The following is a 10,921-nucleotide window of genomic DNA, read 5'->3' on the forward strand; positions in this document are numbered from 1 at the left end:
GCTCGACGACCTGGGCGGCCCGGCTGATCAGGGGCGGGACACCCAGGTCGTCGAGCAGGTCGGCGGCGGCCCCCATCTCGGCGGTGCGGCGCACGGCATGGCGGTGGGTCCCCTCCACCAGGCGCCGTACGGTGTCGCCGTCGGCCCGGGTCAACTCGTCGGTGATGTTCTCGCGGAGCCAGTCCTCGCACCCTGCGGCACGCCCCGCGGCCAGGGCCTCGACCACGGCTGCGGCCAGGCCCTTGAAGAACACGCTGCGCGGGAGCTTGCGCTCGGCGGCCAGCCCGGCGGGGCCGTCGAGCACGTCCACCCGCGCGCCGAGCGGGGTGAGGAGCTCGGCGTAGCGCCGCGCGCCGCCGCCGGAGACGAGCCAGGACGACGAGCCGCCTACCGGCGGGCGGGCTGGTGCGCTGACCGGGGAGGGATGGGCGCGGCCGCCGAGGGTCAGCCGGTCACTCGCCGGACGCGCGGGTCAGCGTGCCGTCGTGGGCGATGACCCGGGCGGCGGCCGGGGCCGACGACGGGGGGACGGCCGTGGCGTACTGGTGGGTCTCGGTCAGCCGGAGCGTGCGCCGCACCACGTGGGCGTTGATCGCCCACCGGGCGTCCTCGGGCACCGGGATGTAATCGTCCTCGGCCGTCTTGGTGGTCGTCGTCGTGTTGCGCGACAGCGAGTATTGGATCAGGGCGCCGCCGTCCGCGGTGCGCAGGGCGTAGACCGGGTTGTCGTTGCCGCTGAAGATCGAGTCGTAGCTGAACCCGTCGGCCTTGGCCCGGTCGCGCTCCACGGTGATCTCCTCGGCGATGTCCGTGGTGTAGGGGCCGGCGGCGAGCAGGCCGGCCGTGACGCCGGTGGCCCCCGCCTCCGCCACCGTGGCGTGCAGCGGCCCCATGTACTGAGGACTGATCGTGACGCTCCGGTCGCCCGGCGCCAGCACGGTCGCGTAGCCCTCGGCGTCGAGCGCGATCGGCGGCGCCTTCTGCCCTGACAGCAGCCGCGTCGCCGAGCTGAGCCGCCAGTCGTCGGACTTGGCGAAGGTCAGCAGCACCGGCCGGTCGTCGCGGGTGACCAGCACGGTGAACCAGGGTGATCCCTCGCCCGCGCCGAAACGCGGGACGTAGAACGTCGGCGATCCCCACGTGTAGCGGGGCGGCTTGTTGCGGGTGGACTTGAAGGCGGCCTCGGTCAGCTTGGCCTCGGCGTCGCGGTTGATCTCCAGCGCCAGTCGCAGATCGCCGCCGGCGCGCAGCAGGTCGTCGGTGGCGATGAAGGTGGCGAAGGCCTTGGCGGCCTCGGCCCGTGTGACGGCCGGGGGCGGCGGCGCCGGAGTCGAGGGCCCGCTCGTGGCCGTCGCCGCCGCGGCCTTGGAGGGGGCCGGCGGCGCGGAGGCGGAGCAGGCGGTCGCACCGGCCAGCAGGACGGCGGCGAGCGCCAGCGCCTTCCGCCGACCTTGTGTACGCACCTCGCCATGTTATTCGGGCGGGCGAGGGTCGCGTACCCTTGGGAGACGTGGCAGTCATCGATCCGGCAGAAGAGATCAACGAGCTCGCGGGCACCCTCCGAAGCATCCAGGACGTGCTCGACCTCGACGCGATGCGCAAGCAGGTCGAGGAGCTGGAGCAGCAGGTTGCCGCCCCCGATCTGTGGGACGACCCCGACCAGGCCCAGAAGGTCACCAGCAAGCTGTCCCACCTCCAGAGCGAGCTCAACAGGGTCGACGGCCTGGTCCGCCGGCTCGACGACCTGGGCGTCCTCTACGAGCTCGCGGCCGAGGAGAGCGACGACGACACCAGGGCCGAGGCCGACAAGGAGCTCTCCTCGCTCCGGTCCGACATAGGCGCGCTCGAGGTCCGCACCCTGCTGTCCGGCGAATACGACTCCCGCGAGGCGCTGCTGACGATCAACTCCCAGGCCGGTGGCGTCGACGCCGCCGACTGGGCCGAGATGCTGCTGCGGATGTATCTCCGCTGGGCCGAGCGCAAGGGCTACTCCACCGAGGTCTACGAGACCTCCTACGCCGAGGAGGCCGGCATCAAGTCGGCCACCTTCACGATCAAGGCCCCCTACGCCTACGGCACGCTCCGCGGCGAGCACGGCACCCACCGGCTGGTCCGCATCAGCCCGTTCGACAACCAGGGCCGCCGCCAGACCTCGTTCGCCGGCGTCGACGTGGTGCCCGTCGTCGAGCAGACCGACCACATCGACATCAACGAAGACGAGATCCGCGTCGACGTCTACCGCTCGTCCGGCCCCGGCGGCCAGGGCGTCAACACGACCGACTCCGCGGTGCGCATCACCCACCTGCCGACCAACATCGTGGTCTCCTGCCAGAACGAACGCTCGCAGTTGCAGAACCGCGCCACGGCCATGGTCGTGCTCCAGGCCAAGCTGCTGGAGCGCAAGCGGCAGGAGGAGGCCGAGAAGATGTCGGAGCTGCGCGGCGCCAGCACGACGTCATGGGGCACGCAGATCCGCAACTACGTGCTGCACCCCTACCAGATCGTGAAGGACCTGCGCACGGGCACGGAGGCGGGCAACCCGTCGGCCGTCCTCGACGGCGACATCGACGGCTTCATCGAGTCGGAGATCCGCTGGATGCGCCGCCAGGAGTCAGAGAACGCCTAGTTGTCAGAGACCGCTTAGGTGCTTGAGCGCCAGCGTCAGGAAGAGCAGCAGGACCAGGAGCAGGATGATCAGGGCGGGCGACAGCCCGCCGAAGCCGCGGCTGTGCATGCGCTCACGGTTGGCGCGGCAGACCGCACAGCGGCCTTCGATGACCGGGTGGGCACACTGCGCGCATACGAGGTGTTCGCAACTCATGTCAGCCCCAAGTGTAGCCGCACAATCGTTTTGTTTCCGTTATGGACGTTCCATGCCAGTCTTCCCCCTAGACTGTCCTCTGGCCAATCGGAACGTCGATCATTGGTAAAGAGAGGCGTCCCCGATGGGCGAGCGGCGGGAAGTGGGCATGTGCCACCCTCGCTTCCGTCTCGACCTCTAGACTGGCATGCCGTGATGCTCTCGTGATCCATTTCGATAATGTCACCAAGGTCTATACGAACCAGAACCGGCCCGCGCTCGACCACGTCTCCGTCGACGTGGACAAGGGCGAGTTCGTGTTCCTCGTCGGCCCCTCGGGATCAGGGAAGTCCACCTTCCTGCGCCTGGTCCTCAAGGAGGAGCGGCCCAACTCCGGTGCGATCCACGTCGCCGGCAAGGATCTGGCCCGCCTCTCCAACTTCAAGGTGCCCCACCTGCGCCGCCGCATAGGCTGCGTGTTCCAGGACTTCAGGCTGCTCCCGAACAAGAACGTCTACGAGAACGTGGCGTTCGCGCTCGAGGTCATCGGAAAGCCGCGGCGGTTCATCCGCAAGGTGGTGCCCGAGGTCATCGAGCTGGTCGGCCTGGAAGGCAAGGCCCACCGCATGCCCGACGAGCTGTCCGGCGGCGAGCAGCAGCGCGTCGCCATGGCCCGCGCGTTCGTCAACCGGCCGATGATCCTGCTGGCCGACGAGCCGACGGGCAACATCGACCCCGCGACGAGCATCGGCATCATGAAGGTGCTCGACCGGATCAACAGGACTGGCACCACGGTCGTCATGGCCACGCACGATGCGGCCATCGTCGACTCCATGCGCAAGCGCGTCGTGGAGCTGGAGGACGGCAAGATCGTCCGTGACCAGTCGCGTGGCGTTTACGGCCAGGCGTACTGACAGGAGTAGCAGGCAGAAATGCGGGCGAATTTCATCTTCTCCGAGGTCTGGATCGGCCTCCGGCGCAACCTGACCATGACGATCGCGGTGATCATCACCGTGGCGGTCGGTATGGCGATGCTCGGCGTCGGCCTGATGATCAACACTCAGGTCTCGATGATGAAGGACTTCTGGTACGACAAGGTCGAGATCTCGGTCTTCTTGTGCAACAAGGGTTCCGCCATACCTGCCTGCAAGGGCAAGGCGATCACCGCCGAGCAGACCAAGGCCCTCCAGGACCAGATCAAGCAGCTCCCGGGGGTCAAGAAGGACGGGGTCTTCTACGAGAACCAGGCGGAGGCGTACAAGAACTTCCAGCAGTCCTATGCCTCCAACAAGGCGCTCGTCGACGCCACCAAGGTCGAGGACATGCCGACGTCGTTCCGGATCAAGCTGGTCGATCCGGACAACTACCAGCCGGTGATCCAGGCCGTGGAGGGTCAGCCCGGCGTCTCGCAGGTGACCAACCACAAGGACCTGATCGGCAACTTCTTCGACATGCTCGACACGCTCCGGTGGGGCGCGCTCGTGGTGGCGGTGGTCCTGGTCCTGGCCGCGGCGTTGCTGATCGGCAACACCGTCCGGCTGTCGGCCTACAACCGGCGTCGTGAGACCGGCATCATGCGGCTGGTGGGGGCGTCCAACCTCTACATCCAGCTGCCCTTCGTGATGGAGGGCATGATCGCCGGCCTGATCGGCGGTGTGGTGGCCGCGGTCTTCCTGATCCTGGCCAAGGTGTTCATCTTCGAGGAACTGGCCCGCTACCTCGCGATCGGCAGCCAGCTGGGCTGGGACTCCGTTGCCTCGGTCATCATGGGCACTTTGGGGATCGGCGTCGTGATCTGTGTGCTCGCGTCGTTCATCACGCTTCGCCGTTACCTCAGGGTCTAGCGGATCGCCGGTAAGGTCGAGGCATGCCACGTGAGACCGGGCGGAAAGTCATCGCCCAGAACAAGCGTGCCCGGCACGACTACCACGTCGAGGACACCTTCGAGGCTGGTCTGGTGCTGCAGGGCACTGAGGTCAAGTCCCTGCGTGAGGGGCGGGCCTCGCTCGCCGACGGCTACGCCACCATCGAGGGTGGCGAAGCGTGGCTGCTCAACGTCCACATCCCCGAATACACCCAGGGGACGTGGACCAACCACGCCGCCCGGCGCAAGCGCAAGCTCCTGCTGCACAAGAAGGAGATCGACAAGCTGGCCGCCAAGACCAAGGAGGGCGGGCTGACGATCATCCCGCTGCTGCTCTACTTCAAGGACGGCCGGGCCAAGGTCGAGATCGGCATCGCCCGGGGCAAGAAAGACTGGGACAAACGGCAGACACTTGCCGAGCAGCAGGCCAAGCGGGAGATGGCCCGGGCACTGCGGCACCGCAGCCGATGAGCCGAGCTCGCCGCACCCTCTCCGCGACCGTCACGCTGGCGCTCGCGTGCACGACGCTGACCGGGTGCTTCGACGAGTCGTCGCCGCACGACGCGGTGCGCGACTTCCTCGTGGGCTGGCAGTCCGAAGACTACGACCTGGCCGCCGGCCGCACCGACGGAGATCGGGCGGCCGTGCGCAAGGCGCTGTCCGACGCCAAGCTGGAGCTGGACGCGGCGTCGTTCCGCTTCAAGATCAAGAGTGTCAGCGTCGAGGGCGACGAGTCGCGGGCCGACTTCCGAGCCGAGATCGACCTGGGGGAGAACAACCCGCTCTGGGTCTACGACTCGGTGCTCCCGCTGCACCTGGTCGACGGCGAGTGGAGGGTGCGCTGGTCGCCCTCGGTGCTGCATCCGCAGCTGAAGGAGGGCCAGCGGTTCGCCGTCGACACCGAAACCACCCCGCGCCAGCCGGTGGTCGACAGGAGCGGCGCCTCGCTGCAGCGCCCCCAGTTCCTCTACGTCGCCGGCGTCATCCCTTCGCAGCTCGGTGACCAGGCCGAAGAGGTGGTCAGGCGGCTCTCGGCGATCACCGGGTTCGCCCAGGACCGCCTGCTGAGCCGGATCAGGTCGTCGCCGCCCAGCCAGTTCGTGGAGCTGGCCACGTTCGGCCGCACGCGCTACCTCGCGATGAAGCCGAAGCTCGACTCCATCACGCAGATCACCACCCAGCGCAGGGAGCAGCCTTTCGCCCCCGACGCCCCGATGGAGATCGTCGGCAAGGTGAGCGCCCTCACCCCGGAGACCGAGCAGAAGCTCGGCGGCCCGCAGCGGGCGGGCGACTCGGTCGGGCAGAGCGGGCTCCAGCAGGCCTACCAGGACCACTTGACCGGTTCCTCGCGGACCAGGGTGATCACCCTCGATCTGAAGACCGGCAAGGAGGCCACCCTGCTGCAGGAGTGGCCCGGGCGCGAGAACCGCTCCGTCAAGACGACGATCGACCGCGCCGTCCAGACCGCCGCCGAGTCGGCGGTCGACCGGGCCGAGGCCGGCGCCCTGGTGGCGGTCGACCGGTCGACCGGTGAGATCCGCGCCGTCGCGGCCAAGGGCATGCACGAGGAGAAGGACGTGCTGGCGGGCAGATATCCGGCCGGCACCGTCTTCTCCATCGTCGCCTCCGACGCGCTGATCAAGGCCGGAGTCAAGACCACGCAGCGGCTGCCCTGCCCGGCCGAGCGCTCCGTGGGCGGCGCCAGGTTCGCCGAGGCGGGTCAGGCGGGTCAGGCGGGTGGCCCGTCGCCGACGTTCCAGGAGAACTTCGCCAAGGGCTGCGTCACCGCGCTGGCCTCGCTCGCGCGCCGCGTCGACGCGCCCGCGCTGGCCAGGAGCGCCAAGGCGTTCGGCATCGGGCAGCCGTGGCAACTGCCGCTCAAGTCGTTCAGCGGGTCGCTGCCCAATCTGGGCAGCGACGCCGACAAGGCCAAGGCCATCTCCGGGCAGACCGTCCAGGTGAGCCCGCTGTCCATGGCCCTGGTCGCGGCGGCCGTCGCGTCGGGCACCTGGCGCCCGCCCGTGCTGGTGAGCGAGCCGAGCACGCCCGACCCCACGGCGGAGATCGTCCCCGATCCGCCGCCCCAGCCGGTCGCGCTCGATCCCAAGGTGCGCACCGCGCTGACCGCGATGATGCGGGCCGGAGCCGCCGGCACGCCCGCGCAGACCGGCCGCGGCCGGGTCTACGGCGTGGCCGCCCCGGCCGGCGACGAGGGCAGCAGGCAGGCCTGGTTCGTCGGGTGGCAGGGCGACATCGCGATCGCGGTCCTGGCCCGTAACTACGATCCGGCGGCCGTGGCCGGCGACTTCTTCGCGACTCTGCACGCCCCGTCGTGAAATCGTCGTGACGGTGAGCAACCGATCCGGGGGGCGCAGGCGTCTTACACAGTGACTGGGCCCGCTCGGGGGGTTGCGGACCCGGTCGCCGCGATGAGCCAGGACTTCATCTCGGGGGAAGTCCTGCCGTCCGGACCGGCTCGACCCTGCCGGTCGGCCCCCGGGAGCGCGTGCCTCGCGCCGCGCTCCCGGGGGTTCTGCCATGCCGGGGATCAGGCGGGGAGCAGGCCGGGAATCAAGTTGGCATCGCAGGTGTTATCAGGGGTATCGTCATGTTGCTCGGCTCTTCGGGGTCGTGTTGACAACTGCACAGGGGGTGACTGGCTTCGACTTTGACTTTGCAAGTCAGGTGAAGCGGGCCGAGGACTGCGGACATAACCTCGTTAATCCTGTGACCGCGAAAAATAAGTGCCAATAACAAGCACGCTGTGGTCGGCCAGGGTTCCCTGGCTCTCGCTGCCTAAGTAGCGAAACCACTGTCAGCCCGGGAGTGCCTTCGGCCCGGTGTCTGGCATCGCTAGAAGGCTCAACCGATCTACCCGGCCACGGGGGAGTTCGGGAAATCTCACAGTGGCTGAGCCCGTCGGCGACTCGCCTGCGTGATCGCCGGGGCTGAGAAAAGCACAGCGGGCTGCGCCCGGAGAAGCCCTGCCTTGGAGTTGAAGGACGCGGGTTCGATTCCCGCCACCTCCACCTGTGTTCCGTGTTCGAACATACGGAAGAGATCGCCGAAGGGCGGTCGGACGGCGACATCGCCGATCCGGCCGCCCTTGATCTTTATGCGGATGAAGAGAGCCTCGTTGAGCTGGGTGCGGCTGCGGGTAGTGCCGATCCGGTAGGTGTCTCCGATCCCGGTGGCGTGCGCGAACACGGCACCACCACGCTGATCATCGCGGGCATCAGTACCAGCGGCGTCGTCCTGTCCACCGTCCTCGACGCGGCCGACCGCGGAGATGAGTGGTGAGGCCAACGCCCCCAAGTGGACGCCGGAAGGGCTTGTCCATGATCCCGACTGGGTGCACCTCGGCAGTCGGCCGGACAGGCGCTCATCGAGATCGCCGCATTGAGGCTGGTCACCATACCCTCGCCGGCGGATCTGTGATCAGAGCCGAGCATGCTCAGGATCAGGTCGTCGGCTGGAGTTGGATGAGGATCATCCAGTTGTCCTCGTCCCGCTTGTAGGTGGCGCGGACTCGGTACCGGCCGGGTTCCAGTTCGAACGCGCACAACGAAGGTTCACACGATGAAACCGCCTCTTACCTGCGAGAACGCCGCAGGCAAGAGGTGGGTTTCGTCTGTCTCAACCTCACGATGCGCGTCACAGGCCTACGGTGAGAAAGTCGAATTCGTCGTCGGAGAGCTTGCGCCGCAGGGTTCGCAGCACCTTGCCGGGATCGTCGTGCGGCCCCTGCGTGTAGAAGGGCCTGCCATCGCGGCCGAACCTGATCGCCGCATCCTCCTTCCACTTGCCCAGCAGGTCGGCCACCGGCGCGAAGTCCTCGTGCGGCTCGAACCCGAGCGTGCGGGCGTAGTCGATCGACCCGAGCACGAGGTGCCTGGCCAGCTCGATCGGCGCATCCTGCCAGCCCGCGAACTCGCCGAAGAAGTATTCGCGGAAGCGCCGCAGCTCAAGGTCGTCGAGCACGTCGGGGCCGATGGCGTTTTTCACGCCGAGACAGTGGACGTCAACGAGGTAGCCGCCGACCGTCATCCGGTCCCACGTGTGCCGCCGGGCGACGAGCACGCACACCATGCCGCCCGCGCCGGATCCGGGGTCATCGTCCACCCAGCGGCGCGCGGGGTCGACACCGAGTCCGTCGCTCCAGCCGGTGTTGATCCAGCACCCGGCCACCTCGGACTCGCCGGTGGGGGCGGTCTCCACGGCGATGGCCCGCACCAGCGGCGCTACGACCGACGGTGGGACCTTGAGCGCGCGGGCGATCTCTTTCGGGGAGCGGCCCTGGAGGCGCAGCTCGCGTACCCGATCTTTCAAATCCATTGGTGCAGCCTAGGGGTTACAGGGGCACGCATCGAGCCACCACCACCCGCCGTCGTGAGTTACGTGAGCCGGCAGGGGGAGCACCTTGGTGGCGAATGATCCTCACCTGCCGGCCCCGCCACGCGTCCAAAGACGCGTTCCCGGCGACCCGGGCCGTCTCGGGGAGGGCTCGAGCTCCGGAACGGCGTGACCGTACTGTTCTGGTCAGGAGTTTCGCCGGCACGCCCCAGCCGCGCCCACGCTGGTATCACGCGCGGACGGAGCTGGACGATCTCGCGATCGTCAGCTACCGGGTGTCAGCCGACGCGCTCGCCCGGCACCTGCCCGAGGGGTTCGCCCCGATGGAGACGGCTTTCGACGACGGTCCCGGGGCCCTGGTCTCCGCGGTCGCCTTTCGTGACCGTGACCTGCACTTCCGGTTCCTCCCGCAGGTGACGATCGGTTGCGGGCAGATCAACTACCGCGCCTATGTCACCGCGTACGGCGAAGCGGGCGTCTGGTTCTTCGGCACGCGCCTGGACCACCCTGTCGTCGTGATCCCGCAGCACCTGTGGGGCATGCCGTGGAGCCGTGACCACATCCGTATCCAGGCGGACTGGGACGGCGTCCCGGCCCGCTGGCGGCTGGAGGCTGGGGATGCCCGCTGCGGCGCAGTCGAACTCTCCCGGCCACCCACCCTGCTGGCCGGTTTCGCGGACGAGTCGGACTGGCTGGCCCGGCTCACCCATCCCACCCCCGCCTCGCCGCTTCCGCCCGCAGGCGTGAGCACGGTTCGACGATCTGGTAGTGGCGCGGATCGGCCTCGCTGCCGGACGGAGCGAGGCCGTACTCGTCAAGGGACCGCTTCCGCGCCGGCGCCGAGGTCGTCAGGCCTTGGGGCAGACGGTGCCCTTCTTCGGCGGGACGCGGGTGATCAGGTAGCGGTCGACCGCGGTGTTCACGCACCTCGACGGGCCTCCGTAGGCGGTGTGGCCGTCGCCGTCGAAGGTGAGCAGCACGCCCTTCGACAGTTGCGAGGCCAGGGACCTGGCCCAGGCGTACGGCGTGGCAGGGTCGCGGACGGTGCCGACCACCAGGATCGGGCCCGAGCCCTTGGCGTGCAGCGCCCTCGGGACCGTCCTGCTCCTGACCGGCCAGTAGTCGCACGGGTTGGTGCTGGGCAGGGCCTTCTTGCCGGCCTTGGCGCGCTTCGACGGGTGGTCGAGGCAGTTGACCGCCAGGCGGGCCTCGAAGTCGTTGGTGTAGGTGGCGTCCGGCCGCCGGTTGTTGCCCTGGTCGGAGAGCCACAGGAAGATCTCCCCGTCACCCTTGAAGGCCCTGGCGAACGCCTTGCGCAGGATCGGCCAGGCTTCCTCGGTGTAGAGCGAGGTGAGGATGCCGTTCGTCACGATGGCCTCGTTGACCTGCCGGCCGTCCGTGCTGTTGCGCAGCGGTGCCCGGTCGGCGCGGCGGAGGAGGGCATCGACCTTCTTGACGGACGGGCCGATCCGGTGCGTCCTGAACGGGCAGTCCTTGACCTTGAAGCAGTCCTTGAGGAACGACGTGAACGCCACGCCGAAGCCGGCACCCTGTCCGGCGACCATCTCGGCCGACGACTTCGTCGGGTCGATCGCGCCGTCCAGCACCATGGCGCGCACCTTGGTGGGGAACATGTCCGCGTACGTCGCGCCGAGGTAGGTGCCGTACGAGTAGCCGAGATAGGTCAGACGCGACTCGCCGAGGGCGGCCCTGAGCACGTCCATGTCGCGAGCGGCGTCCGGCGTGCCCACGTGGGGCCAATGCCGGTGAGTTAAGGCATTTCTGCAGGTAGCGAGCGCTTTCGCTGGCGTCGAGCGTGGCTGGCCTGGGTGCCTATCGTCGCGATTCGGTGACGGATAGTGCGTTGGCGCCCTTAGGCAACGAAGCCCTCGATAGGACAGCGG

10 protein-coding genes, 1 other RNA gene and 1 pseudogene are annotated in these 10,921 nt (G+C 68.6%); 8 read left to right on the top strand and 4 right to left on the bottom strand.

Annotated features, from left to right (window positions below; genetic code table 11):
- On the bottom strand, positions 1 to 310 hold a 310-nt coding region (locus AB0C16_RS39175; protein ID WP_357691073.1), incomplete at its 3' end, for a DUF1932 domain-containing protein.
- Positions 311 to 452: 142 nt separating this feature from the next.
- Entirely contained in the window at positions 453 to 1,463 is a 1,011-nt protein-coding gene (locus tag AB0C16_RS39180) for a hypothetical protein (RefSeq protein WP_357691075.1), read from the bottom strand.
- 47 nt (positions 1,464 to 1,510) lie between these two features.
- On the opposite strand from AB0C16_RS39180, the gene prfB reads away from it, so the two are divergent.
- From prfB to AB0C16_RS39215, 7 genes are all read left to right on the top strand, one after another.
- Positions 1,511 to 2,626, top strand: a complete 1,116-nt coding sequence (prfB, locus tag AB0C16_RS39185) for a peptide chain release factor 2 (RefSeq protein WP_357691077.1) — start codon at positions 1,511 to 1,513, stop codon at positions 2,624 to 2,626.
- Positions 2,627 to 3,024: 398 nt separating this feature from the next.
- On the top strand, positions 3,025 to 3,714 hold the full coding sequence (gene ftsE / locus AB0C16_RS39190) for a cell division ATP-binding protein FtsE (RefSeq protein WP_049564761.1): 690 nt from the start codon (positions 3,025 to 3,027) through the stop codon (positions 3,712 to 3,714).
- 18 nt (positions 3,715 to 3,732) lie between these two features.
- Positions 3,733 to 4,644 (top strand): permease-like cell division protein FtsX, encoded by a 912-nt coding sequence (gene ftsX / locus AB0C16_RS39195; RefSeq protein WP_357691079.1) that lies wholly within the window; start codon positions 3,733 to 3,735, stop codon positions 4,642 to 4,644.
- 23 nt (positions 4,645 to 4,667) lie between these two features.
- Positions 4,668 to 5,135, top strand: coding sequence for an SsrA-binding protein SmpB (gene smpB, locus AB0C16_RS39200; RefSeq protein WP_189124779.1), 468 nt, complete (start codon positions 4,668 to 4,670; stop codon positions 5,133 to 5,135).
- Entirely contained in the window at positions 5,132 to 7,000 is a 1,869-nt protein-coding gene (locus AB0C16_RS39205; RefSeq protein WP_357691082.1) for a penicillin-binding transpeptidase domain-containing protein, read from the top strand. Before smpB ends, AB0C16_RS39205 begins: the two co-directional genes overlap by 4 nt.
- Positions 7,001 to 7,312: 312 nt before the next feature.
- Positions 7,313 to 7,696, top strand: a transfer-messenger RNA (tmRNA) gene (gene ssrA, locus AB0C16_RS39210).
- A gap of 7 nt (positions 7,697 to 7,703) precedes the next feature.
- A complete protein-coding gene (locus tag AB0C16_RS39215; protein ID WP_357691084.1) occupies positions 7,704 to 7,964 on the top strand; it encodes an isochorismatase family protein in 261 nt (86 codons plus the stop codon).
- Positions 7,965 to 8,318: 354 nt separating this feature from the next.
- Here the strand turns inward: AB0C16_RS39215 and AB0C16_RS39220 are convergent, their stop codons facing one another.
- The gene (locus tag AB0C16_RS39220; protein ID WP_357691086.1) at positions 8,319 to 8,999 is read right to left on the bottom strand and encodes a helix-turn-helix domain-containing protein; all 681 of its coding nucleotides are present in this window, start codon (positions 8,997 to 8,999) and stop codon (positions 8,319 to 8,321) included.
- A gap of 95 nt (positions 9,000 to 9,094) precedes the next feature.
- Between AB0C16_RS39220 and AB0C16_RS39225 the strand changes: the two are divergent.
- Positions 9,095 to 9,634 (top strand): annotated as a pseudogene (locus AB0C16_RS39225) (DUF2071 domain-containing protein); the annotation flags it as partial.
- A gap of 231 nt (positions 9,635 to 9,865) precedes the next feature.
- Here the strand turns inward: AB0C16_RS39225 and AB0C16_RS39230 are convergent.
- Positions 9,866 to 10,918: an alpha/beta hydrolase gene (locus AB0C16_RS39230; RefSeq protein ID WP_357691088.1), complete on the bottom strand. Its 1,053-nt coding sequence runs from the start codon at positions 10,916 to 10,918 to the stop codon at positions 9,866 to 9,868.
- Positions 10,919 to 10,921 lie beyond the last annotated feature (3 nt).

This window comes from Nonomuraea sp. NPDC048916, assembly GCF_040649575.1.
Taxonomy (GTDB): domain Bacteria; phylum Actinomycetota; class Actinomycetes; order Streptosporangiales; family Streptosporangiaceae; genus Nonomuraea.

Coding starts and splice junctions, on each gene's coding strand:
- smpB (WP_189124779.1), top strand. CDS start 4,668: ATGCCACGTGAGACCGGGCGGAAAGTCATCGCCCAGAACAAGCGTGCC.
- AB0C16_RS39205 (WP_357691082.1), top strand. CDS start 5,132: ATGAGCCGAGCTCGCCGCACCCTCTCCGCGACCGTCACGCTGGCGCTC.
- AB0C16_RS39220 (WP_357691086.1), bottom strand. CDS start 8,999: ATGGATTTGAAAGATCGGGTACGCGAGCTGCGCCTCCAGGGCCGCTCC.
- ftsX (WP_357691079.1), top strand. CDS start 3,733: ATGCGGGCGAATTTCATCTTCTCCGAGGTCTGGATCGGCCTCCGGCGC.